Source organism: Hymenobacter sp. J193, assembly GCF_024700075.1.
In the GTDB taxonomy this organism is placed as follows: domain Bacteria; phylum Bacteroidota; class Bacteroidia; order Cytophagales; family Hymenobacteraceae; genus Hymenobacter.
This window is the reverse complement of record NZ_JAJONE010000001.1, coordinates 4,564,926-4,589,238: the sequence shown is the minus strand read 5'-3', so window position 1 is coordinate 4,589,238 and position 24,313 is coordinate 4,564,926. Positions and strand designations below refer to the sequence as shown.

23 protein-coding genes are annotated in these 24,313 nt (G+C 61.3%); 15 read left to right on the top strand and 8 right to left on the bottom strand.

Annotation, left to right across the window (positions count from 1 at the left end):
• Positions 1-30: 30 nt before the first annotated feature.
• The 6 genes from LRS06_RS20050 to LRS06_RS20025 all read left to right on the top strand — a co-directional run bounded on the left by LRS06_RS20050 (position 31) and on the right by LRS06_RS20025 (position 5,761).
• A complete protein-coding gene (locus tag LRS06_RS20050; protein WP_257873142.1) occupies positions 31-423 on the top strand; it encodes a hypothetical protein in 393 nt (130 codons plus the stop codon).
• Positions 424-472: 49 nt separating this feature from the next.
• Positions 473-781, top strand: coding sequence for a hypothetical protein (locus LRS06_RS20045; RefSeq protein ID WP_257873141.1), 309 nt, complete (start codon positions 473-475; stop codon positions 779-781).
• The gene (locus tag LRS06_RS20040) at positions 756-3,011 is read left to right on the top strand and encodes a DUF4132 domain-containing protein (protein ID WP_257873140.1); all 2,256 of its coding nucleotides are present in this window, start codon (positions 756-758) and stop codon (positions 3,009-3,011) included. The genes LRS06_RS20045 and LRS06_RS20040 overlap by 26 nt, the downstream gene beginning before the upstream one ends.
• Before the next feature lie 296 nt (positions 3,012-3,307).
• Positions 3,308-4,534: a DUF1624 domain-containing protein gene (locus LRS06_RS20035; RefSeq protein ID WP_257873139.1), complete on the top strand. Its 1,227-nt coding sequence runs from the start codon at positions 3,308-3,310 to the stop codon at positions 4,532-4,534.
• Positions 4,535-4,664: 130 nt separating this feature from the next.
• A complete protein-coding gene (locus LRS06_RS20030; RefSeq protein WP_257873138.1) occupies positions 4,665-4,889 on the top strand; it encodes a hypothetical protein in 225 nt (74 codons plus the stop codon).
• A 257-nt stretch (positions 4,890-5,146) separates the two neighbouring features.
• Complete coding sequence (locus LRS06_RS20025; protein WP_257873137.1) at positions 5,147-5,761, top strand: alpha/beta hydrolase; 615 nt, start codon at positions 5,147-5,149, stop codon at positions 5,759-5,761.
• A 77-nt stretch (positions 5,762-5,838) separates the two neighbouring features.
• On the opposite strand, the gene LRS06_RS20020 is transcribed toward LRS06_RS20025, so the two are convergent.
• The 4 genes from LRS06_RS20020 to LRS06_RS20005 all read right to left on the bottom strand — a co-directional run bounded on the left by LRS06_RS20020 (position 5,839) and on the right by LRS06_RS20005 (position 12,724).
• Positions 5,839-9,444, bottom strand: coding sequence for an ABC transporter permease (locus LRS06_RS20020; RefSeq protein ID WP_257873136.1), 3,606 nt, complete (start codon positions 9,442-9,444; stop codon positions 5,839-5,841).
• A 2-nt stretch (positions 9,445-9,446) separates the two neighbouring features.
• Positions 9,447-10,352, bottom strand: coding sequence for an ABC transporter ATP-binding protein (locus LRS06_RS20015; RefSeq protein ID WP_257873135.1), 906 nt, complete (start codon positions 10,350-10,352; stop codon positions 9,447-9,449).
• A gap of 584 nt (positions 10,353-10,936) precedes the next feature.
• Positions 10,937-11,935: an SDR family NAD(P)-dependent oxidoreductase gene (locus tag LRS06_RS20010; RefSeq protein ID WP_257873134.1), complete on the bottom strand. Its 999-nt coding sequence runs from the start codon at positions 11,933-11,935 to the stop codon at positions 10,937-10,939.
• A gap of 33 nt (positions 11,936-11,968) precedes the next feature.
• Positions 11,969-12,724, bottom strand: a complete 756-nt coding sequence (locus LRS06_RS20005; RefSeq protein WP_257873133.1) for an SDR family NAD(P)-dependent oxidoreductase — start codon at positions 12,722-12,724, stop codon at positions 11,969-11,971.
• Positions 12,725-13,058: 334 nt separating this feature from the next.
• Between LRS06_RS20005 and LRS06_RS20000 the strand changes: the two genes are divergently transcribed.
• The 7 genes from LRS06_RS20000 (at position 13,059) to LRS06_RS19970 (ending at position 18,514) form a co-directional block, all read left to right on the top strand.
• On the top strand, positions 13,059-13,628 hold the full coding sequence (locus LRS06_RS20000; RefSeq protein WP_257873132.1) for a Crp/Fnr family transcriptional regulator: 570 nt from the start codon (positions 13,059-13,061) through the stop codon (positions 13,626-13,628).
• A 281-nt stretch (positions 13,629-13,909) separates the two neighbouring features.
• Entirely contained in the window at positions 13,910-14,467 is a 558-nt protein-coding gene (locus LRS06_RS19995) for a TetR/AcrR family transcriptional regulator (protein WP_257873131.1), read from the top strand.
• Between the two features lie 55 nt (positions 14,468-14,522).
• Positions 14,523-15,428, top strand: coding sequence for an NAD(P)/FAD-dependent oxidoreductase (locus tag LRS06_RS19990; RefSeq protein WP_257873130.1), 906 nt, complete (start codon positions 14,523-14,525; stop codon positions 15,426-15,428).
• A gap of 186 nt (positions 15,429-15,614) precedes the next feature.
• Positions 15,615-15,839, top strand: coding sequence for a hypothetical protein (locus LRS06_RS19985; RefSeq protein WP_257873129.1), 225 nt, complete (start codon positions 15,615-15,617; stop codon positions 15,837-15,839).
• A gap of 153 nt (positions 15,840-15,992) precedes the next feature.
• The gene (locus tag LRS06_RS19980) at positions 15,993-17,096 is read left to right on the top strand and encodes a hypothetical protein (protein ID WP_257873128.1); all 1,104 of its coding nucleotides are present in this window, start codon (positions 15,993-15,995) and stop codon (positions 17,094-17,096) included.
• Positions 17,059-17,619, top strand: a complete 561-nt coding sequence (locus tag LRS06_RS19975) for a hypothetical protein (RefSeq protein WP_257873127.1) — start codon at positions 17,059-17,061, stop codon at positions 17,617-17,619. Before LRS06_RS19980 ends, LRS06_RS19975 begins: the two co-directional genes overlap by 38 nt.
• 604 nt (positions 17,620-18,223) lie before the next feature.
• Entirely contained in the window at positions 18,224-18,514 is a 291-nt protein-coding gene (locus LRS06_RS19970; protein WP_257873126.1) for a T9SS type A sorting domain-containing protein, read from the top strand.
• Positions 18,515-18,966: 452 nt separating this feature from the next.
• Here LRS06_RS19970 and LRS06_RS19965 read toward each other — a convergent pair whose 3' ends face one another.
• Entirely contained in the window at positions 18,967-19,659 is a 693-nt protein-coding gene (locus LRS06_RS19965) for a hypothetical protein (RefSeq protein WP_257873125.1), read from the bottom strand.
• 357 nt (positions 19,660-20,016) lie between these two features.
• On the opposite strand from LRS06_RS19965, the gene LRS06_RS19960 reads away from it, so the two are divergent.
• Positions 20,017-20,847 carry an AraC family transcriptional regulator gene (locus LRS06_RS19960; protein WP_257873124.1) on the top strand — a complete coding sequence of 277 codons (831 nt, stop codon included), beginning with the start codon at positions 20,017-20,019 and terminating at the stop codon, positions 20,845-20,847.
• A gap of 195 nt (positions 20,848-21,042) precedes the next feature.
• On the top strand, positions 21,043-21,780 hold the full coding sequence (locus LRS06_RS19955) for an SDR family oxidoreductase (protein ID WP_257873123.1): 738 nt from the start codon (positions 21,043-21,045) through the stop codon (positions 21,778-21,780).
• Positions 21,781-21,927: 147 nt separating this feature from the next.
• On the opposite strand, the gene LRS06_RS19950 is transcribed toward LRS06_RS19955, so the two are convergent.
• From LRS06_RS19950 to LRS06_RS19940, 3 genes are all read right to left on the bottom strand, one after another.
• Positions 21,928-22,656 carry a LytTR family DNA-binding domain-containing protein gene (locus tag LRS06_RS19950; RefSeq protein WP_257873122.1) on the bottom strand — a complete coding sequence of 243 codons (729 nt, stop codon included), beginning with the start codon at positions 22,654-22,656 and terminating at the stop codon, positions 21,928-21,930.
• A gap of 116 nt (positions 22,657-22,772) precedes the next feature.
• A complete protein-coding gene (locus LRS06_RS19945; protein WP_257873121.1) occupies positions 22,773-23,114 on the bottom strand; it encodes a hypothetical protein in 342 nt (113 codons plus the stop codon).
• Positions 23,101-23,895, bottom strand: a complete 795-nt coding sequence (locus LRS06_RS19940) for a sensor histidine kinase (protein WP_257873120.1) — start codon at positions 23,893-23,895, stop codon at positions 23,101-23,103. Before LRS06_RS19940 ends, LRS06_RS19945 begins: the two co-directional genes overlap by 14 nt.
• Positions 23,896-24,313: the final 418 nt, after the last annotated feature.

The following is a 24,313-nucleotide window of genomic DNA, read 5'->3' as shown; positions in this document are numbered from 1 at the left end:
TTCGGCAAAAACCTTCTTGCTTACTTACCTATGCCCATACTCACCATCCTCGATGAAACCGCCAGTGGCAGCATACTGCGCCGCCTGGAGCTGGAAATAACCCAGGAAACCCTCACCGTGCGCGAGCTGATAACCCAGCGCGTGCACGATGAGGTAACGGCCTACAATGCGCAGCAGAGCGGCACTTTCCAGGGGCTGGTGCAGCCCACCGAATCGGAGCGCACGCTCAATGGGTTCCGCCTGCGCCCCCACCAGCTCATCGATGCCGAGCAGCAGGTGTACCGCGCCCTCGAAGCCTTCCAGCAGAACCGCTTTTTTGTGCTGGTGAATGAGCGCCAAGCCGAGAGCCTGGACGAGCAGGTTTGGCTGGGCGCGGGAGCTACGGCCAGTTTTATAAAGCTCACGCCGCTGGTTGGGGGTTGAGCCTGCCAACGTGCTGATTTGTATCCCAGTCTTTAATTGCAGTTGCCTTATGCCTTCGACAAGAAAAGAAGAGTTCAACCCCGCCATTCTGGAGGACGCCAGTGCCGAAGCCGTTGAAATGAAGCCCGTGCTGCTGGCTCTGCTGCCTCAGGTCCTGGAAAAAGACTTCTACACCAAGCTCAATGATTTACCCGCGTATCAGGCCATCCGAAGCCAGGACACCGCCTATCAGAGCCGCTTGGTACTGGCCCTGGCGGCGGCCATCAACCGCGTGGGCCGGGAAGACAGCTACCGCGTCCAGTGGGGGGATGGCGGAGGTGATGACGGCCCTTATGCGCACTACTCTCAGCCTGAGTGAGGCGGATTACCTGCGGCTGTTTGCCAGCTACGGGCTCGATTTCGCAAATCCAGACAAACTGACCCTGAACTTCTACCCTTTCCCGGTGCTGCTGACGCTAAACCAAGTGGCCAAGCTAGCCAAGCGCGGGCCCCTGGGAGAGGATATGCTGGCTTTTCTGCGTCAGCTGCGCGAGTTCACGGCCGGGCAAACCGGCGACCAGCTGAAAGTACACCTCAAAACCCAGGAAATGCTGGGCCAGGCCGCCGGCGACGATAATTTGCCGGTGGTCGTATTTGCCGATGGCGACCCGCTGGGCCGCAGCCTCACCCAGTTCGTGACGGGCCTGGACCGCGCCGACCCGCGCACCGGCGCCTGGCTGAGCTTGCTGCAGCGCTGGCCAAAAGCCACGGGCGCCCAGCCCACCGCCAAGCTGCGCCAGGAAATGGATGCGGCCGTTGCCGCCGTTGGCCCCGACGAGGTACGCGAACAGGGCCGCTCCTGGCTGAAGCTGCTGACCGACACGCCGGTGACGGAAAAGCAGCACGTCGTTACGTACGACAACGGGCGGGACTACCACTACTCCTCCTGGGACTTCCTCACCGAGGCCAACGCCACCGTCGCCAAGGGCCTCGTCTGGGCGCTGCAGCCCCTGGCCGATGCGGGTATTATAGAGCAGCTGACGGTTTTGACGGCGAAGTGCTTCCGCAAGATTCCGGGCAAAGGACCGCTGGCCGCCGGGTTGGGCAATGCCTGCCTGCTGGCCTTGTCGCAGAACGGCCTGCCCGGCGTGGCGGCTTTGGCACGGGTGCGCTCCAAAATACGCCAGACCAACACCCAGGAGCTCATTGCCCGCTATATCGAGCAGGAGTCGGTGAAGCTGGGCGTGAGTCCGGCCGAGATTGAGGACATGGCCGTGCCGGACTTTGGGTTGGAAAACGGCCGGCTTTCCGAAGAGTTTGCCGACTATACCGCCACGCTCACCCTCCGCGACGGCAAGGCGGACGTGCAGTGGCACAAGGCCGATAAAGCCCTGAAAAGCGCTCCAACTGCCCTCAAAGCCACCCATGCCGACGAGCTAAAGGAGCTGAAAGCGGCTCAGACCCAGGCCCAGCAAACCTACACCACCCAGCGCGACCGGCTCGACCGCAGCTTTGTGGAGGAGCGCCGTATTCCCTGGCCCTGGTTTGAGCAGTACTATTTCCGGCATGGGCTGCTCAGTCTGCTGGCCCACCCGCTTATCTGGCGCCTGCACCGCCCCGATGGCTCAAGCCAGGATGCTATTTTCCAGGCAGACGCCTGGCAGGACGCGCAAGGCCAGCCCGTGCCCGCTCCTACCGCCGACACCTACCTGCAGCTCTGGCATCCCGTGCTGGCTCATACCGATGAGGTGCTGGCCTGGCGGCGCCTGCTGGAGGGCCGGCAGGTGCGGCAGCCGCTCAAGCAGGCCTTCCGGGAAGTGTACCTGCTTACGCCCCCCGAGGAGCGCACCCTCACCTACTCCAACCGCATGGCGGCCCACCTTCTCAAGCAGCACCAGTTCAATAGCCTCGCCAAGCTGCGCGGCTGGCGCTATAGCCTGCTGGGCGCCTACGATAAAGGCTACGACTCCGAAACGGCCCGCCTGCCCCTGCCCGCCCACAACCTCACGGCTGAGTTCTGGGTAAGCGAGGTGTACGCCGACGGGGAGTGGAACGACACGGGCATTTACAACTACGTGAGCACCGACCAGGTGCGCTTCACCCGGGAGAACGAGCCGGTGCCCTTGCCTGATGTTTCGCCCCTGGCTTTTTCGGAAGTGATGCGCGACGTAGACCTGTTTGTGGGCGTAGCCTCAGTGGGCAATGACCCGCAGTGGCGCGACAACGGCGGCCTGGCTCAGTTCCGCACGTACTGGGAAAGCTACTCGTTCGGGGATTTGAGCGAGGTAGCCAAAACCCGTAAGCTGGCCCTGGAACGGCTGGTGCCCCGACTCAAAATTGGAAAAGTAAGCGAAATCAAGGGTAACTTCCTGGAAGTGAAAGGGCACCGGCACGTCTACAAAATCCACCTGGGCTCGGGCAACATCCTTATGGCGCCCAACGACCAGTACCTGTGCATTGTGCCGGACCGCTCGGGCAAGACCCTGGGCACGACGGATGTTTTTCTGCCCTTCGAAGGCGACGCCGTGCTGTCCATTATCCTGAGCAAAGCCCTGCTGCTCATGGACGATGACAAGATTACCGACGAAACCATCCTGCGTCAGCTCTAGCCCTTCACTCCCTATAACGTGTACCAACGTGTTGCTTCTTCCGCCGAAAGCAGGTGCCTTTGGTCCAGGCAGTACGGGGCCTTAGCCAACCTATTACACGCGCTGGCAGAGGCGGTTCATATCCCTCTGCCAGCGCACGTACATACATTATCCTCACCCGGGACTCGTGTTGACGAAAGCTTTTGGAACAACAAAAAGCGTAGGTGGGATAAAGAAAGCATCGATTGGGGAAGTTTTGGCTTGCGCCGTGGCAACTGACCAATTACTTCGCACCTGAACGAAACCCCGCTATATTCATGGCAGTGCCGCAGCCTACCTTTCTCCCTGCCCCAACGGCGCCTACTGCGGGCGAACCGGCCGCAGCCGCCAAGGAGCCGGCCCAAGCGCGGGTACAAGCCATCGACGTGGTTCGGGGTATAGTCATGGTCATCATGGCCCTCGACCACATTCGCGAGTTCTGGTCGCCTATGGCCGTGCGGGCAGAGGATGTGGCGCATGCCTCCGCCGCACTGTTTCTCACGCGTTGGGTGACGCACTTCTGCGCCCCCACCTTCGTATTCCTCTCGGGCGTGAGTATCTGGCTCTCAGCCCAAAAACATAGCTCACGAGCTTACACAAGCCGTTTTCTGCTTTCGCGCGGGCTGTGGCTGATCCTGGTGGAAGTGGTGCTTATCAGCTTTGTGCTGCAGTGGCAGTATAATTTGGTACTGCTGGAGGTCATCTGGGCCATTGGCGGGAGCATGGTACTGCTAGCTGCTCTGCTTTGGCTGCCGCGCGCCGTGCTGGCCGTGCTGGCGGTGGTCATCATGGCCGGGCACGATGCCCTGCCGGTTATCCAACCCATTACGGCGGCCAACGCGGGCTGGGCGCTGCTCCACAACCCGCCCTTTGTGCTGCCTGTTGGGGGGCTGCCCCCACTACTGGTTGCGTATTCGGTGGGTCCGTGGCTGGGCGTGCTGCTGGCTGGCTACGTGCTTGGGCCCTGGTTTGCGCTACCGCTGCCCGTGCGTAATCGGCGCCTGCGCCAATTGGGCGTGTTGGCGCTGGGGCTGTTTGGGGTCTTGCGGGCCACCAACTGGTACGGCGACCCTGCGCCCTGGAGTGCTCAGCCACGGGGTGTGGGCTACAGCGTCCTATCCTTTCTGAATGTAACGAAATACCCGCCTTCCCTGCTGTTTGTATGCCTTACTCTGGGCGTGGCACTGCTGCTGCTGAGCGTAACGGAGCAGGCGACGAGCCGGCCGGCCCGGTGGGTTCGCACCTTCGGGCAGGTACCTCTCTTCTACTTCATTGGTCACCTAGCGCTGGTCAGCGGCGCAGCCCTGGGCTGGACCCGACTGGCTTTTGGCCAGCCGGTCAATTTCTCCTTTGCCGCCGTCAACCAATGGCCCGCTGCCTACCAGCCCAGCCTGTGGCGGGCCTACGGAGTGTGGGTGCTGGTGGTGCTGGTGTTGTATTGGCCCTGCCGCTGGTACGGGGCGTATAAGCGCCGCCACACGTATTGGTGGCTGTCGTACCTGTAACAATAATTGCGGTGTGAGCTGCGGGCCGCGTTTGCCTACTACCGGTCAGCAGCCGTTGGGTATAGCATACATTCAGCGTGATGAACATTTTGCAATCTGTGTTTCAGATTACCGGTATTCCGTTTCGCCCGTGGGTATTTGGGGGACTGGGGCCGCGTTCTGGAGCAGCTTTACCCTGCCGGGCTGCCTGCAAACCTCGGCCTACTGGTCGCTGCCGGATTTCAGGCGTATCACCCGCTTCTGCATCGTGGGCCTGAACCACATCGTCGAACTGGAAACCTATTTCAACGGTGAAACCCTCAAATGGCCCCGCGACTACCGCGCTAACCTGGCCTCCTTTCGCGGCCGGCAGTAATTCCTCTGTTCCTTCTTTCCGCCTGAAATTGAAAGCTTCTACGCTGCTTTTGCCGGTTCTGCTCCTGGTTTGCCTGGTTGCCTGCTTGCCGGCCAGCGCCCAGGACCGCCCCATGCCCCTGGTGATGGGGCAAACCTTCACAATGGCCTCGGCTGCGCTGGGGGAAACCCGCCGCATCAACGTGTACCTGCCGCCCGCCTACACCGACTCGGCCGCTGCTGCCGGGCTGCCGGTTCTGTATATGCCCGATGGGGGGGATGGGCGAAGACTTTCTGCACGTGGCCGGGCTCGTGCAAGTGCTGAACGGCAACGGCACCATGCGTCCTTTTATCCTGGTTGGCATCGAAAATACCCAGCGCCGACGTGACCTCACCGGTCCCACTACCGATCCGGAAGACCAGAAGATTGCGCCCAAGGTCGGGGGCTCGGCGGCTTACCGCACATTTTTGCGCACGGAGCTGATGCCCCTTATTCGCCAACGCTACCGCACCAGTGCCGAGTCGGCCTTGGTGGGTGAGTCGCTGGCCGGCTTGTTTGTGGTGGAAACCCTGCTGCTGGAACCCGCGCTGTTTGACACCTATTTGGCCTTCGACCCGAGTGTGTGGTGGAACAAAGGCCAGTTAGCAGGCCAGGCGGAGAACCTGCTGCGCACCTATACCGGTCCGGCCAAAACGCTGTACATAGCCTCGAGCCGCGACAATGAAAAAATACCTGAGTCCCGCCGCTTGGCATCCGTGCTGCGCGGCGCCCCCAAAGGCCGACTCGTCTGGTATTATCAGCCGATGGTGCAGGAGACGCACGCCACTATCTATCACCCTGCCGCACTTCAGGCATTTCGGCTGGTGTTCAAGCCCAAGCCCGCCGGCAAATAAATCAGGGGTTTGCATTAGCGCAATGACGTGATTGAAGCAAGGCCTTTGGCCGCATAGCCGCCCCTGCTTATCTGGCCTCACTGCTCAAGCTTGACTGCGGTGACATTATCATCCAAACTTAAATCGATGAGCAAAAGGTAAGGGTCGATGCCGGCGCGGGCAGGTTTGCGGGGCACGGTTACCCGGATAATCTGCCGGCCGGAGCGGATGCGGTGCTGCTGCCGGTAGAGTGGCTGCCCGTAGTCTTCACCTTTGCCGCGGGGCGCAATGACGCCCACTTCCACCCAGTCGTTCATTGGCCGCTGCTGCTCGGTGCCGGTGCTGTCGACCACTACCTTGCGGGCCTGCACCTGCAGCGTCACCTGCCAGGTGCCGGCGGCGGTCTGCCGCGTGGTGGCCTGCTCGGTTTTCAATTTCCAGTAGGTGTTGGTTTCAAACAGGTCGCGCAGCAGGCAGTGCAGCGAATCGGGCGTGGCAGCCCGTAGCTCCCGGTACAGGTCGAGGGTAGTAGCTAGCGGGGCCGCTTCCGCCTCGTGCCGGGCAATCATTTGCCGGATGGCCACATTCACCTTGTCTTGGCCGATGTACCTGCCCAAGGCGTACAGCGCGAGCGGACCCTTACGGTAGCCCAGAAACGCATTGTCGGAGCGTAGCAGCGGGGCCATGGCGCGGGAGCGGGGCACTTCGTAAGACTGGCGCAGAAAGCTCAGGTAGCGACGCAGGTGCCCGTAGCCGTAGGCGTTTTCCAGCACCTGCATGCCGGAGTACACCGCCAAGCCTTCAGACATCACCTGCACGCCTTCCACGGAGGCATAGGCGCCCCCGAACTGGTGCGCCATTTCGTGGGCCAGCACGTAGTAGGGCAAATCAAACCCGCGGGGGCCGTCATCGGGGCGCATCAGGGCAAACTGCTCGCCGTAGTCGATGGTGCTGGCCTCCGCATTCAGCTCGCCCTCGTTGCCGGCCCGCTCCACCACCGTTAGGTGCCCGTAGGGGTAGCGGCCAAACTGCGCGGTGTAATAGTCAAGGGAGGCTCGGATACTGCGTAGCGTCCGGTCAACGTTGGCCGCGTGCCCCGGGAAGTAGTACAGGCTGATGGAAACCGCTTGACCGGCCGCCGGGTACGTCCAACGGGTTTGGCGCACGGCGTAGGGCGCGGAGAAAAACGCCGCCTGGTTCTGAATCGGCGCATCCGTCACGTAGTGAAAGTAGCGGCGCCCCTGAGCGGTCCAGGTCCGGCGCAGCCTCCCCGGTGCCACGGCCACCTGGTCGGGGTCCGTGCCCACCACGGCTTCAAACCGCATCCAGTCGCCGCGCGTCGACTTCTGGCGGGCGGCCACATCGTAGAGCGAGGGTATGTCGGGGCGCGGGCGCAGGCCGTACTGTCGGCGCGGGCCGGCGTCGCGCAGCTCACGCATCGTCTGGTAGCCGATGCCGGGCAGCGCATCCTGGTACATCAGGTAAGTGCCACTAGGCTCTACCAGGGCATTGACGCCGTCGTGGCGGAAGCCCCGCGGCCGGGCCTGCACCCGGAAGGTGAGCTGCAGGGAGTCGCCGGGCTGCAGGGGCCGGCTCAGCTTGTAAATGAGGTGGTTCAGCTCCTTATCCGCCAGCACCTGGGTGGCCGGGCGGCCAAAGGATACAACGCTGGTTTCTACGCCTTGAGCGGGCGCCAGGTGAATGGAATCGAGCGGCCCGGCGCTGCGGTTTACCAGCTGGTACGTGCCCCGTATGGTCACGGCCTGCTGCCTGGGATACAGCGCCACCTGCAGCCGGGTGCTGGTCAGGGCCGGCTGCGGCATGCGGGCGTACCGGGCGTAGCGCCGCTCGTACTCGGCGCGCTGCCGGGTGCGGTCGGCAGCGGTAGTGTAGCGGTTTAGGACGTTGGTATTGTAGAAAATAAACCCGCCCAGAATCAGCACCATACCGGCGGCTACTGCGGCCGCTACGGCCGTGGAGCGGGTGAAGCGCCGGCGCGCCAGCGCGGCCCGTAAGTTCAAGCTTGGCTGCTTGCCCCGGGGCCAGAACAAGGTAGCCGCCACCGCCAGCAGCAGTGCCCAGGCAGCCCAGTAGGCCTTAAACCACAGCCAGGGTCCGAGCGAGGCGCCATAGCCCCGGATATCGGTGTACGACCACTCGGGCGCGGCCCCAAATACCAGCAGATGGTGGGGAATACCGAGCCGGGAGGCAAAGCCCATAAAGCCCAACGCGAGCAGCAGCACCAGATGCCCCACGTATTTCTGGTTTACCAGCGCGTGCACCGCCAGGGCCAGCAGAGCAAAGAGCAGGTACTCTACCAACTGCAGCCCGAAAAGCGCCTGCACATAGAGCCCGATTTCGAAGCGGTGATACCCGAGGATGGTTTGCAGCAGCAGGCCGCCTAGCAGCAGGATGCCCATCCACACCACCACCAGCAGCCCGAGCCCCAAAAACTTCCCCGTGAAAAGAGCCCACTCCGGTACTGGGGCCGCGTCGACAATTTCGCTCAGGCCCGCTTCCCGCTCCCGCCACACCAGCTCCCCGGCAAAGTACATGAGCAGCAGCGGCATGATAATCCAGGGCGTTTTGACGTCGCCCAGGGGCGTAGTCAGAAAATCGACGACTTGCTGGGTGGTGGGCAACAGCGGAATGGTGTTCTGCTGCATAAACTCCGACCCCAGCAATGCTGCGCCCAGCGCTATAAGGGTGACGAGCGTGAGCCCGACGCGGCTCCGGGCCAGCGTCCCAAAAGACGACCACGCTACGACCAGCGCTTGGTGCCTATGCGTAGCGAAGTCGAAGGAGCTCGGCTCCGACACCAACGTAGCCGGGCTGCGGACCGCTGCCACCGGTTGGGATGGAGGCTGGGGCTTGGGCCGGCGCCAGAAGCGGCGGGCCGGGCTGCTGACAGGGTGTCCAACTTGAAACCGGAAGTACGTGAAAGCCAGCAAACCCAGGGCTACGCCCAGCCAGATCAGGCGGTTCCAGAGCAGCAGGCCGGTCGGCACGAACAGGCGGGTGTTCTGCTCCGCCGGGGTCCAGGTTTCCAGCTCACTGCTGAGCACGCTGCCGAAGCCCGCCAGGTCCAGCAGCTTGGTCAGGCCCCACCAGCCCACGAAATGGGCCATGATCATCACGATGAAATGGGAGGTGATGAACAGCAAAACGCTGCCGAGGTAGCTGGTGATGGGCCGGCGCGTGAGGGCTGCCACCGTAAACTGCACGGCCGTGCCCGCCAGGGCCAGGGGCAAGCTCAGAAAGGCGTAGGCCGTGAGGTAGGCATCCGGCCGAAACGGACCCAGCAGCACGCCTTCCCGGCTTCCCGGTGTATGAAAACCAATCAGCAGCCCCACCTGCACTGCCAGCAGCAGCAGGGAATTGAGCGCCAGGGCTGCCAGAAACCGGCCGCCCAGGTAGCTGGCCTTGCTGACGGGGGCCGTGTACAGGAGCGGGTGCATGCGCGTCTGCACGTCGCGCGCCGCCGCGTCGCCGCTGATAGCCCCGGCCATCAGCAGCCAGAGCACCCCGGCGCCTACCGTGAAAAAGGCAATGGAGGACGGAGCGTTGTGGTAGGTGCCATCGGCGGGGGTGCTGGTTTTGGTCAGCACCACGGGCAGCAGCAGCAGAACGGCCAGAAACAGCCAGGTGGAAGCATGCCTTAGCTGATAGCGAAACTCGTAGCGAAAGATCTTGCCGAGCTTCATGGCTACGCTGGCTGGCTGGGTTGCGCCGCAGCCTGCCCGAAGTGCCCGGCCATGGTGCTGAAATAAACGTCTTCCAGATCGGCCTGCACCAACTCAAATCCGGGGCCGGGAGCTTCCGGACTGTAGACGTGCACCAGAGTGCGGCCGCTGAGCAGTTTGGTGGAGATAACGCGGTGCTCCTGCTCCAGCCGGGGCAGCTCGCTTTTTTCCACCATCCGGCGCCAGATTCGGCCGTTGAGGGCAGCCACGGCTTCCAGCGGCTGAGCTTCGAGCAGAATCCGGCCTTGGTGGATAATGGCCATGTGGGTGCACAGCTCCGCCACATCGGCCACGATGTGGGTAGAGAGGATGACCACGCTGTTCTCGCCCAGCTCGCTCAAGAGGTTCAGAAAGCGCACCCGCTCGGCCGGGTCCAGGCCCGCCGTGGGCTCGTCCACAATCAGCAGCCGGGGGTTGCCCAGCAACGCCACGGCCACGCCAAAGCGCTGCTTCATGCCCCCGGAAAAGCCGCCCAGCTGCTGCCGGCGCACGTCCCAGAGGTTGGTTTGCCGCAGCAGGGCCTCGGTGGTTTCGCGGCGCAGGGCCCGGTTGGTAATACCTTTGAGTACGGCGAAGTAGTCGAGCAGGTCCTCGGCACGGGCTTTCGGATACACCCCAAACTCCTGCGGCAGGTAGCCCAGGGTCTGGCGCACCTCATTTTTCTGGCGCAGTACATCAACAGAACCCAAGTGCACACTACCTTCATCAGGCTCCTGCAGCGTGGCCAGAATACGCATGAGCGTGGATTTGCCCGCCCCGTTTGGGCCCAGCAAGCCGTACATACCGGCCGGAACGCTCAGGCTGATGTTCTGTAGTGCCTGCACGCCGTTGGCGTAGCTCTTGGAAACCTGGCGAATCTGTAATTCCATGAGAGCTAAATAAAAAGTGAAAAGCCGGTGAGCTGCTGCACAAGAACACCGGGCCAAGCTAGGGAATGGGCAAGCCTATCTTGGAGCAAGTCAGGAGGCCTCCAGTCCGATTAGACCCTATTCCCCCTCACAGCCCTAATCTTATCACCAGGCCCTGCAAGGATACCTGTGGGGACTATGAGGGAGGATAACCGTGGGCCAGCCCGATAAAAAGAACTTTGTACTGCAAAGTAACAAGTTGTTTGTTTGCCCTGCAATACCAGGGACCGGGATTTGGTCGATATTTTTAGCTTGCGTTTTCCAGTGCGTCTCCAGGCCTTCCCCAATGAGGCCGGGCAGTTGACTTCCTCCCCTGCTTTAGCGGCGGTGCTTTCCACGGCCGGCCTCATCATCAGCCCAATTATGGCCGTGTAGCAGGCCACTAGAAATGCCGCCCGCACCGTCGCCGAAGGGTTGCGCCAGGAAACCGGGGCCGTGCTTCCTGGCGCACCCCTTGCCGGCTCTATGCGCCGTCCGGGCCAAGGAAAGCTCTTTCTATCCTGCCGGGCACTATCGACCCGCACATTCACGCCAAGGACGGCCGGTTATTCCGCTACGTTGAATGGGATGCCCGTCAGCTCTTCGGTTAGTGCCCACAGCCGGTGGGCGGCAGCGGCATCAACGGAATAGGGCTTTACCACGGCCGACATTCCCGCCTCCAGCGCCAGGGAAGCAATATCCGCATCCTCGCAATACACGCCGCCGATGTGGTTTAACAACGGACTCGTCGCGCACCAAATGGTAGCAGCCGCACCCTGCGGAATGGTTTTCAGCGAGGCAATTACTTCCGGCACCACCTGGCCCTGAGCATCGTAGAAGCCAAACTGCTGCAGTATTTCCAGCGGCGCCTCCCGGGTTAGCTCCGTGCCCCAGATATTGCCGGGGTGCACCGCGTACGCCCGGACGCCAAACGCCCGGGCCCGCTTATCCAGCTCCAGCGTAAAGAGGTTGAGCGCGGTTTTGGAGTGGCCGTACGCCTGCAGCGTTTCGTATTCGCGGTGCGCAAAATTCGGGTCATCAAAGTCGAAGGGCGCAAACTGGTGCCCCTGCGAGGACACATTGATGACCCGGGCCCCCGGCGCTTGCCGGAGCGCGTCCCATAGCCGGGCAGTGAGCTGAAATGGCGCCAGGTAGTTGGTAGCCAGCTGCGACTCAATTCCCCTACTGTTGCGGCGTAGCGGCACGAACATGATGCCGGCGTTATGAATGAGCAGATGCAGCGGGCGCCCCGAAGCCAGAAACGCGGCCGCAAAGGCATCGATGGAGTCCGGTTCCATCAAGTCCAGCTCAGCCAGCTCCACATGGGCTACGCCGGCCAGATTTTCCCGGGCCTTGTCCAGGCTGCGGGCGGGCACGATGACGGTGGCCCCCGCGGCCGCCAGGGTTTTGGTGGTTTCCAGCCCGATGCCGGTGTAGCCGCCCGTGACGATGGCCACTTTGCCGGCCAGGCTTATTCCCTTTATTACCTCGCGGGCCGTGGAGGCCGCCGTGAATCCCGAGCCAAGGGGCGCCTGCAGGGCGCCATTATCATTCGTCTGTTCCATGGTGGTAGTGAATAGTTTGATGCTGAGGGTGTTTTACAATCCGTAAATGCCGCCGGAGACGGATATTTTCTCCCCGGTAATCCAGGCGGCCTCGTCCGAGGCCAGGAACACGGCCACGCGCGCAATATCCTCGGGCTGGCCCGTGCGGCCCAGGGGCGTAGTCGCCACCAGCCGGGTTTCTGCCTCGCTGCCGATAAAGCCGCCGCTGCGCGCCCCTTCTGTGTCCACGATGCCCGGCAGGATCGAGTTAATGCGGATGTTGCGGCCGCTGAATTCCTTCGACAGCGCCGTAGTCAGGGCATCCAGCGCCGCTTTGGTAGCCGAATACACCGACCCCGTGGACAGCGGGGTTCGGCCAGCCTCGGAGCTGATGTTGAGAATGTTGCCGCCGCCCGCGCCGAACAGGGGCAGCGCGCCCTGGATGGCGAGTATAGAACCCAGCACGTTGATATTGAACTGCTGGTGGAACGACGCTTCCGACACCTGCTCAATCGGGGCGTACTGGTAAATGCCCGCGTTGTTGACCAGGATATCCAGGGTGCCGAAAGCGGCCTGTGTTTCGGTAAACAGCCGGCGCACGTCGGCTGCGCTCGACACGTCGGACTGAACGGCAATGGCCTGGCCGCCGCCGGCAGTAATAGCCTGCACCACGCGGCCGGCCCCGTCTTTGTCGGAGGCGTAGTTGATGACCACGCGGGCGCCTTCGGCGGCGAAATACGTTGCTATGGCGGCCCCTATGCCTTTGGAAGCCCCGGTCACTACGGCTACCTTGTTCTTGAGCTTGTTCATGGTTCTGTTCTTTGCTTGGTTAAGCGCCCTCGCCTCATCGGGGGCGGGCTGTTTGTTAAGGCAAAGTTGGGGCGGCCGGCGGGGGTGGAACGAGGACATTTGTCACTAAATTCCGGGCAACCGGGCCATTGCCGCCCGCCGCCGGGAGAGCCACAGGCGGCGGCTGACACCCGGTATCTTCGGCGGATAAGCCGAGCGTGTCCCTGCCCCAAGCGCGGCGCCAAACACCGGCCCGACGCCGCAGGTTTACCGGGTTGAATTGGGAGCTACCGGCTCTGGGTAGCTTCTTTGCTGCTGGCTTAGCCGCCTGCCCCATTAAACGACGTGCATTCCTATGGTTGAACCGTTCCGAAGCTACCTGACGTCCAAAGCCGCTTTTACCACCGCCGAGCTGGAGCAGCTGGAAGCGGCGGCGAAAAGCAGAAAGCTGAAGCGCCGGGAATACCTGCTGCGCCAGGGCGAAATTTGCCGCCACATGGCCTTCGTCGTCAGCGGTGCTTTGCGCCTCTACCGCACCGACGAGGCGGCGCAGGAGCATATCCTGCGCTTTGCCCTGGAGAACTGGTGGATTACGGACGCCGAAAGCTTCCGCAACGAACTGCCGGCCAAAGGAGCCATCGACGCGCTGGAAGACACGCACGTGCTGCTGTGGTCGAAAGAAGACTTTGAACAGCTGAAAAGAGAGGTTCCGGCTTTCAGCGCCCTGGAGGAGCAGTTGGCGGGCCGCCACCTCGAGGCCCAGGTCAACCGGCTTTATACGGCCATCAGCCACACGGCCGAAGAGCGTTACCAGGAGTTCGTGAAGGCCTTTCCCGATTTTTACCAGCGCATCCCCCTGCACATGATTGCTTCTTACCTGGGAGTCTCACGCGAAACCCTCAGCCGCATCCGCAAGCAGCATTGAGGAACTCAGGAGAGCGTAGCCGGCAAAGGCTACGGGATATAAGCTGTTCAATTCAGTGCTCCGGATGCTTGCCCTGGGCCGGAACGCCCCGCTTAGCGACGCCCTGCCGCTGTCAGCGCAGGGAGGCCTCTTGAAGTCAGCTTAATCATTGCTGCAGCAACGGAGAATCCTCTTCCAATACCTGTTTCGGGCACTTATTAGCAACATAGGTCAAGCTTTATACAGTATTTATTTCCGGATCATGTCTCACATATGAGACATGATCCTTACATTTGCTCCCGATGACATCTGGCACGGAGCAAACTATTGTGGAAGCGGCTATTCTCGTCTTTAACGAGGATTACTCGGCCCCCCTGGAAAAAGTGGCCGAGCGGGCGGGCGTTACCCGCCGGACGCTGCACCGCTACTTTGCCGGCCGGGAAGAATTGCTGGCCTGCTGTGCCCGCGACATGCAGCGCAGCTGCCGCCTTGCTCTAACCCAGGCTTTGGCCAGCTCTTCCGACCCTGTGGTTCAGCTCGAACACATTCTCTATGCGGGCATCGACTGCGGGGCCAAGTACGCTTTCTTTACCAAGCTGCACACCCGGCCCGAACACCAGCACGCCCCCGGCCAGGCGGCCGACTGTGCCGAGTACGACGCCTTGCAGGCCCGGTGCCGCGCTGTTGTCACCCGCCTGCAGCAGGAAGGCCAAATCAGCGCCCACCTCTCGGCCGACTGGGTGCTGCTGCTGCTCAGTGGGGTAGTCAAAACCACGATAGAGGCCCGGGCTGCGGGCGCCGCGGGGCCGCACCTGCAGCAGTTTGCCTGGTTCTCTTTCAGCAAAGGCATCGGGCTGTAAGTTTTTTTGCTTTCTCGTGTCTCACAAATGAGACATTAACTTTTTTTCTTACCAGATGGAACAGCAGCTCACCGTGGAAGTAATCATTATTGGCGGCAGCTACGCCGGGTTATCGGCGGCCCTTGCCCTGGGGCGGGCGTTGCGACGGGTACTGGTACTGGATAGCGGCCAGCCGTGTAACCGCCCAACCCCGCACGCGCATAACTTTCTGACCCGGGACGGAACGGCACCCGCCGAGCTGGCCGCCCAGGCCCGGGCCCAGGTGCTGGCCTACCCTACCGTGCAGCTGCTGCCGGAAACTGCCGTAGCGGCCCGCGGCTCCGATGGCGACTTCACCCTGACGACGGACACCGGCCGGGTAGTGCGCGCCGGCAAGCTGCTTTTCGCCACCGGGGTGCGCGACCAGCTGCCGGCCCGGCCCGGGTTTGCCGAGTGCTGGGGCATCTCCGTCATTCACTGCCCCTACTGCCACGGCTACGAGTACCACCATCAGCCCACTGGCACGCTGCTCAACGGTGAAGCCGCCCTGGAACACGCCCGCCTGCTGCGCCAGTGGACCGACCAGCTGACCATCTTCACCGATGGCCCGGCCACGTTCTCGCCCGGGCAGTGGGCCCAGCTGGCCGGCGCGGGCATAGAAGTGGAGGAAACGCCCGTACGGGAGCTGCGCCACCAGGCTGGTCAGCTCACGCACGTAGCCCTGCTGGATGGCCGGCAGGTGCCCCTGGCAGCCCTCTACCTACGGCCGGGCATGGAGCAGCACTGCCTGTTGCCGCGGGACCTGGGCTGCGCCTACACCGAGGCGGGCTATCTGCAGGTAGACGGCATGCAGAAAACCAGTGTGCCGGGCATCTACGCGGCGGGCGATGCTACCATGCCCATGCGGGCGGTAAGTATGGCCGTGGCCGGCGGCACCATGGTCGGGGCCGCCCTCAACGCCGAGCTCCTGCTTTCCTGGTAAGCGCTTATGTTCTTATTAACTCCTCTCGCGTGCCTGCTAACCCAGATGGAAGACGGCCTTGGCTGCCTTTTCCGGCAACTAGTTGGCCTTGACGCGCCCCCTGTTGTTGCGCAGCGGCTTGCCACTGAAGACTCAGCCCGTAGTTTGGGCCCCGCGCCGACCGCAGCGGGGCCACAACGTTACGTGGTGAACTATCAGCTTACCGAGGCAGAGCTGCACGAAGGTCGGGTGGTTGCCTGCTCCGTGGTGCCGTGCGTCCGGCTGTTCGACACCGATGAGCTGACCGTGATTTGGGCCGAGCTGGTGGAGGAGCACGGGCCCTCGCCGTATCGGCTGGGCCTGCAGATTCTGGCCATTGACGCCTACCGGCGGCCTTCTTGGGTTAGCTCACCCGGCTGGTCCGGCGCGTAGCTTTTGGTACCGGGTAGGCAAGGCTAAGCTAGCTGCGGGTGTAGCCTCCTATCCTACAAGCCTGTATCTTAGCGGCTTCTTACCCGCCAGCGGAACGATTTCCCTCCGCCAGCAGTCTATCGGGCCACGCCTTTCCCCTTCTTTCCTGCAACTATGCAAAAACCCTTATACGCCTTGGTGAGCTGCTGGCTTGCCTGCTTTCCCTTCCTGGTATTTGGTCAAACCACGCCGGCTCCTGTCACTACTCGCTCCGTAAGCGAAGTCTTGCGCCCCGATGGCTCCCTGCAGCCAGGCACGTCCGGCTCCTTCGATGCCAAAGGCTACCAGCTCCGCTACGGCCCTCAAGGGCAGCCCAAGTTTCAGAAGGCTGGCGCCGACGAAGAAACCGCGGGCTGGGACCCGCGCTTCAGTGCGCCCAGCCTCAATGGCATTGTGCGCGCCATCACCGTTTCCGGCACCGATGTCTATGTAGGCGGTGATTTTACGGATGCAGGCGGCAACCTGAACGCCGACCATATTGCCCTTTGGGATGGCAGCCGCTGGCTGAACCTGGGCGCCGGGCTCAACGAGACCGTCGAAGCTATTGCCCTGATGGGCACCGACGTGTACGTGGGGGGCGACTTTACCAATGCGGCCGGCGCGGCCAGTAGTTCTCGGGTGGCCAAGTGGGATGGCACCAAGTGGCAGGCGCTGGGCACGGGGGTCTCGGGTGGCGTCAATGCGCTGGCCGTGCGGGGCACCGACCTGTACGTGGGCGGTACCTTCAACTCGGCCGGCGGCCTGACCGAGGCCAAAAACATTGCCCGCTGGGACGGGGCGAGCTGGCATGCGCTGGGTACGGGCTTGCCCAGTGACGTCTTTGCCCTGGCCTTCGTCGGCACGGACCTGTACGTGGGCGGGCGGTTCGAGAATGTGGGCGCCAATGCCAATGCCGACTACCTGGTGCGCTGGGACGGGCAGAAATGGAACCAGGTGGGCAAGCCCCTGAGCTCGTGGGTGTACGCGCTGACCGCGTCGGGAGCTGACCTGTACGTGGGCGGCACCTTCCGCCAGGCCGGCGGCGACTTCCGGGCCAATTATATCGTACGGTGGGACGGCACGGCCTACCAAGCCCTGGGCGATGGCGCCATTGCCCCGGTGCGGGCCATTACCCTGCGCGGCGCGACCCCTGTTCGTGGGCGGAGATTTCCTCAGCTTCAGCCCACCAAAGGCCTACATCATGCAATGGGACGGCACGACCTGGGCTCCGGTGCATGAAGGAACCTCTGGCCCGGTCTACGCGCTGGCTTCACAGGGCACGGACGTGTATGCTGGCGGGGACTTTCGCGGGGCGAGTGGGGGCAGAAACACGAAGAACTTTGCCCGCTGGACGGGCACTGACTGGCGCAGCGTCGGTAATGGATTGAGTGATGATGTCCAATCCATTGCTATTATGGGCAAGGATGTGTATGTGGCGGGAAGCTTTGTGGCGGCCGGTGGGAATCCAGCCGCCAATTGCATCGCCAAATGGGATGGCACCTCGTGGCAGTCACTGGGCAATTATCCCGAAAATTTTGCTGGTAGCAACGATGTGATTCTTACTCTCCTTGTGGTAGGCAAAGACCTGTACGTGGGCGGTGAATTCACGACGCCTGCGGTGGGAATTGCTCGTTGGGATGGCCAGCAATGGCATGCACTGGCTGCCAGTGACGGAACCAAGCTGGGGGGCTATGTCTACACGCTCTATGCTTATGGAACGGATATCTACATGGGGGGGACGTTTTGTGGCTTCTGGTTCTAAATATTACGGCAAAAATATTGTGCGCTGGGATGGCCGGGATTGGCATAGTATCAGTCAGGTATTCCCGGCTATCGACCATCAGCCGAACTCGGATGTGTGGGCGATACTGATGCACAAAGACAAGTTGTATATAGGTGGGACATTTGAAAATTTAGATGGCAAGGCCGGTGCTGATGGGGTAGCGTACTTTGATGGAACGGCTTGGCAAGCTATGGGAAATGGCGTTGATCGAACGGTATATGCGTTAGCTGGCATTGACAGCGATATATATGTGGGAGGGGGGTTTACTAATGCCAGCGGCGTTGCCAACACAGCGGGGCTAGCCAAGTGGAATGGCACGAGCTGGCAAGCGGTAGGATCACCCAGCATAGGGCGAACAGTACGGGAATTTCATGTGGTAGGAAAGCAACTCCTGGTCGTTGGCTCGTTTCAAGGAGGGGCCGGGCAAGCGTACACGAATGGCATCGCCCGCTGGGATGGCAAAGCCTGGCACCCCGTTGCCTATGGCGTGACGGGCGAGGTAAAGACCATTACAAGTACAGCAACCAACCTCTACATAGGCGGTGATTTCACTCAGGCAGCGACGAAGAACGGGACCTTAGCCATGAGAAATTTTGGCATCTTGGACCTGAGCGGCATCCCACTGGCCGTCGAGCCCGATAGTCGTACGCCAAGCACCAGCATGCAACTCTGGCCTAACCCTGCCCAGCACTTGGTGCAGGTAGCGGGCCTTCCTGCCGGGCAGCCCTTGCAGTTCTATGATGCCCTGGGCCGGCTGGCCCTGACCTTGCCTGCCCCACGTGGCAGCGCGCAGGTGCAGTTGCCCCCAAGCCTCAAACCCGGCGTGTACATCGTGCGCTGCGGCGCGGCTACCCGGCGCCTGGTGGTAGAATAAGCCCCGATAACTTCCTTTCGCTTCTTCTTTTCCTTACTGCTTCCCAACAAACACGTATTCCCCACCCTGCGCCCCCTTCGCATGCGAAGCACTGCTACGGGAAGCCGGCTTTGCCAATGTCAGCCTGTTCTACGCCGGCTTCCCGTTTCGGGGATGGGTAGCCTGCAAGCCCTAAGGAGCTTTCTGCCAGCTGACTTTACCTCAGCTTTTACCCCGACACGAGAAAGAGCTTATGCGGGGATGAGCGGTTCTCAATTAGTCCCTTATAGCCCAGCGGCACCGCCGGATTTCGACGCCATACTTCGCGCCTGGGCCCGGAGCCTAGCGCCGGACGAGCCACCTCACGCGCCTGCTCCCTCAGTAGCCGATGCCCCGGTGCGGGTCCCGTGTTCATAAAAAAAGCCCCACCGAGCAGTGGGGCTTTTTCAGTTATCGGCCAGGGCAGACTGTAACTAAAACTTGGCGCCAAAACCGAGCTGAAACTCGCGTATCCGGTACTCGGCGTCGTACGTGTAAGTGCCCCGCAGCTGTCCTTCCATATGGGAGGCTCCCGGAATGAGCACGTTGTAGGGTGTTTCCGATACCGTAGCCGAGAGCAGCAACCGGTCATTGGTAAAGTAAATACCCGGTTGGATGAAGGTGTAGCTATACCCCTGCTCACTCAGGTTGACCATCTGACCCAGGGCAATGCCCGGCAGCAACCGCCCCGACTCGCCGATCCGCACCGGGTAATGGAAGCCAATGTCTACCCGGGCACGGCTCAGCAGCCGGCTGATGTGGTCGCGCCCGTAGGCCGTAATAGTGCCGTTGCTGAACGTTTCGGTGTAGCCCGTGCGGTAGTTAAGATGCTGCATGTCCAGGCCCACCGTAGCGGATAAGGTCAAACGCTTGGCCACTTCTTTGAAGCCTTTCACTTGCAGAAACCCCGAAAAGGTATTGCGCACCGTAATCTTTCGGTCTTCTTCGGGCGAGGGGTACGTCCCTTGCGGCTGGTAGCTTCCACCGTAGGAGGTAGTGCGGAAGGCACTGACTTTACCGCCTCCTTCCAGGTACACTTTCCAGGGAGCAGCATCCTGCGCGGCGGCAGTATGGCTCGCGCTCAGCGTAGCGCCAAGCAGGGCGGCAAGAGTTAGTATACGGGTCATTGCAGAAAGAAATTATGGCAAGCAGACAAGCAAAAAGGAATAGAACGAAGGCAAAGTTGGCTTGCCGGGGCCGATTAACCTAGAAAAGGGGACAAACCGACCAGTTGCCAGCCCATCGGAGGGTGGCTGATTTTGGCTTTGTTGTACCCGGCAGCGCACGTACAGAGAGAAGGGCACACGGTGTTGCAACCCACTGCTCTGCCTGCCCGGCTCCTCCCCGGCCGGACGGCCCGCTGAGCAAAGCATATTCGGCCTTTTAAACAAAGCGCTCCGGCCCCGGGCCGCCTACTTTTGTATGGTCAGGCAGCGCTTTATGCCGAAGTAAGCTGCCTGACAAACCTCGAACCCTACTGCCTTATGGCTTTCAAGCAGTTGAACCGCTACGCGGAAATGGTCGTCGCCTGCCACGGCGACCAGCGCTACGGAGGCGAAATAGCCGCCGAGGATGTTATGCTGGTGGGTGTGCTGGCGGGCGAGCTGAAAGTGGTGCAGGCCAACCATACGTACTGCTGCGGCCCCGGCGACACTTTGCTGCTGCCCCGCAAGCAGCCGGCAACCCTGCTGAAATACCCCAAAGACGGCGCCCCCTACCAGGCCTTGGTGCTGAAGCTGCCCACGACCCTGGTGCGGGCCTATTACACCGAAAAGGCCCTGGCACCCGCTGGACCGGCGTCCCCCGCTTTGCTGGTTTTCTCAAAAAATCCGCTGCTGCAGAGCCTCTTTGCTTCCCTGCTGCCTTACCTGGAGCTGCAGCATCCCTTGCCGGAAAAGCTCCGGGCCGTTAAGGTAGCGGAGGCAATAGAGATACTGCGCAGCCTCAACGAGCACGCGGACGGGGTGCTGGCTGACTTCTCTGAGCCGGGCAAGCTGAACCTGGTGGCGTTTATGGAGGCAAACTACATGTTCAACATGCCCCTGACCCGGTTTAGCTACCTGACCGGCCGCAGCCTGACCACCTTCAAGCGGGACTTTAAAAAAGCCTTTCAGCTGAGCCCCCAGCGCTGGCTCACGCAGAAACGGCTGGCGCTGGCCCACTACCAGCTGGCGGAAAAGGGCAGAAAGCCAGTGGAGCTTTACCTGGAAGTGGGCTTTGAGAACCTAGCGCACTTCTCCTATGCGTTCAAAAAGCAGTTTGGCTACCCCCCGAGCACCCTGGTCGGCCCGGGCACCGGCAACCAACTGCGCTAGGCTACCCCAGAAAAAGGCATCCTGATGGCCGCCGCAGCTACTACCAGGGCGCGGGCAGGGCTTGTCGTGCGCTTCGCAAGCGCCTTGTAAAGCCCCGGCCAACACCTCATCGACAGGGCTGCATCCCTGGCCCGATTGCCCGGCCGGAAGGGTTCCGCCGGTTCGTTTCCCCTATTACACTCACCCACCTCAACCATGAAGTCAGCACTTGTAACCGGCGCCAACAAGGGCATTGGCCTGGAAGTGGCCCGACAGCTCGCCCGGCACGGGTTTTTTGTCTACCTCGGCAGCCGCAACCTGGAAAGCGGCCAGGCCGCCGTTCAACAGCTCAGGGCCACTGGCCTCACAAACCTGGAAGCCATTCAACTGGATGTGACCCGTCCCGGCTCCATCCGGGCGGCCCGGGCAACCATTGGCGCCAAAACGCCGGCGCTGGATGTGCTGGTCAACAACGCCGGCATTTCCGGCGGAGGGTCGCAGTCGGCCCGGCACGCCACGCTGGAGCAATTCCGGGCCGTGTTTGAAACCAACGTGTTCGGGGTGGCCGGCGTCACGCAGGCGTTTCTCGACCTGCTGGAAAAATCCTTGCAGCCGCGCATCGTGAACGTAAGTACGGCCATGGCCTCGCTGACGCTGTACGCCGACTTTGCAAACGAGCAGTTAGCCTACCGGCTGCCGGTGTACCAGGCCTCGAAAGCGGCCCTGAACATGTACACTCTCAATTTGGCCTATGAGCTGCGCGGCACCCCTTTTAAAGTAAACGCGGTGTGCCCGGGCTACACCCAAACCGACTTCACGGACCACCAGGGCACCAGCACCGTGGAGCAGGCCGGCCAGCGCATCGTGAAGTACGCCCTGCTTGGCGCGAACGGCCCTACCGGCCAGTACTTCAGTGAAGAATACTTTCCGGCCCCCGCAACGTGCCCGTGGTGACGGGGTCGGCGCCAGCCCAAGAGTATTTCAGCTTTGGGGCTGGCGCCCCACTGAATGTTATAGTTACTGTCTAAGACCAGCCTGGGCTTGCTGATTCCAGCCGGGACTTCTGAGGCGAGGAGCAAGAAACTCTACCACCAGCACCTTCTACTGCAAGCCCCTGAGCATTCTATAAAACGCTTCGGCGTAAGTGTCGCTGATGGGAATGAGCTGGTCGGCAATCTGAATCCGGTTTTTCTCGATGTGGTCGATTTTGTTTAGCGCCACCAGAAAGGAACGGTGCACGCGGGCAAACTCCTGGGCGGGCAGCAGTTCTTCCAGCCGGGCAAAGCTGAGCAGGGTCATGATCTTCTCGTCCCGGGTGTGTATGCGCAGGTAGTCCTTCATGCCTTCCACGAAGAGAATATCACGGGTGGCAACTTTTTGGATGCGGTGGCCCACCTTCAGGAAAATATACTCCTGCTCTGGCTTCGCTTCCGCTTTCTCCTCCTGCTTTGCCGGTACCGGGCGGGGGCTTTGTTCCTGGTACAGGCGTAACACGGCTCGGTAAAACCGCTCGAACGTGAAGGGCTTCAGCAGGTAATCCTTCACCTCCAGGTCGTAGGCCTTCAGCGCGTACTGGTCGTAGGCGGTGGTGAGGATGATCATGGGTTTGGGACTGAGCATCGGGATAAAGCTGAGCCCGTCCAGGTCCGGCATGTTGATGTCCAGAAACAGCAGGTCGGGTTGGTCAGCCGCCAACTGAGCAGCAGCTTCCAGGGGGCTCATGAAGGTGCCTTTCAGCTCCAGAAACGAGACTTTCCGGATGTATTCTTCCAGTATTTCCTGGGCCAGGTGCTCGTCCTCAATGATGTAGCAGGTGAGCTTGTCTTTCATGTGTCAGGGGAGTGAAAGTAGTTCATTTAGCAAATTACACTCACCATCCCATCATGTCGAATGGATACAAGCCAGTTGAGGCTGGCATCGAACAAATCAATGTCATCGGCTACCGGTTACCAGAGGTCATCGAAGTAGCGGGCCACGTCGGCTGTCTGGAAGGCGTCCACTTCTTCGAATCGGGCCCAATTGATGAAGAGTTCGGTCAGGGGCGCAATACCCAGGGTATTAAGCGTCGGCAGCAAAGCAAAATCCTGCTCGGCATTTGCCTCCTGGTAGTAGGTCTGGCGCGAAGCAAGGGCGCGTTCGAGCTCACCAGCCGTGCCGGATGCTGTCAGCCCAAAATGGTTGGCAAGGCGTGCCTGCAGCGCCTTACTTTCTGCGGGAGGCAGGGAGCGGTATGAAGGAAAAGGGGCAGCGTATTTTTGTTCAAACAAGGTAATTTTAAATCCTTCCATGAGTGTAAAACTGGCTGTCTACGCCTATGCCTTTCAATTCAGCCAAACGCTGGATAGTAAGCGTGACCGTAAAAGTGCCGCCGGTGCTGTGAATGTCCAGCGTATGCTGGCCCGGGTACAACAACGCCAGCCTTTTCCGGACGTTGGGCAGCCCGATACCGCCGGGCTCTTCCAGCGGATGCGCCGGCTTTTTGGCTATCGGGTTCTGCACACAGAAGGTTAGAGCGTCGTCTTTCACCTCCACCCTGACTTGCAGGTCGCCGGGCTCCAGGCGGGCGGGGCTGTGCTTGTAGGCGTTTTCCAGCAGGTGGATGAACAGCAAGGGGGCAATGGAGCAGGCGGCGGTTTCTCCGGCTATTTGCAGGTCCACCACCGGACTGTTCTTGTAGCGCAGCTGCTGCAGGCTCACGTAATCCTGCAGATAGTCCAGTTCCCGGGCCAGCGGCACCGTGGCCGCGTTGGACTCATAAATCATGTAGCGCATCAGCGAAGCCAGGTGCATGACGGCCTCCGGGGCGGCCGGGGCCTGCTTGTACACCAGCGTGTGGATGTTGTTGAGGGTATTGAACAGGAAGTGCGGGTTGATCTGCGACTTCAGATTAACCAATTCGGCTTCCACCGCCTGCTTTTCCAGCTGCTCTTTCCGAATGGTGTTCAGTACCAGGTTCTCGGTGACCCGGGCCAGCCAGCTCAGGAAGAGAAAGATAGGTACCGTAGCAAGCAGGTGCATGAAATAGTACCCGGCATCGAACCGTTTCTGGTGGAAAAGCAGAAATGGCATAGGACCGGTCAGCACAATTCCTGCCACTCGAAGCCAATATTCTTTTCGGTTTTGCTTGCCCGTGTATTGGGTTAACAGGTAGAAATGAAGGTAAAAAACATACAGGCAGGTCGCTATAAACGCGGCAGTGGTGCTGCGCCAGTGTGCATCATGGTCATTATCCAGTTGCAGGCTTACCAACCAGGTAAATAAAAGCCAGACGACCAGGTGAGTCAGCCGGAAGATTCTTTTGACGCGCTCCATCGCACAAAGGTGGGTTTTCCTGCAGTTGTCCGCGCTGCCGTCTCGACCAGTTGCGCAGGCTGATCTACGAGCGGCGGAAAGAAGCCGGCCAGCGCTTTGGCGGAATCAAACCCCAGCTTGGTCGATTACTTCCCCGCATCAGCATATCGGGTTTCACTTTCCGGTCAGGCAATCA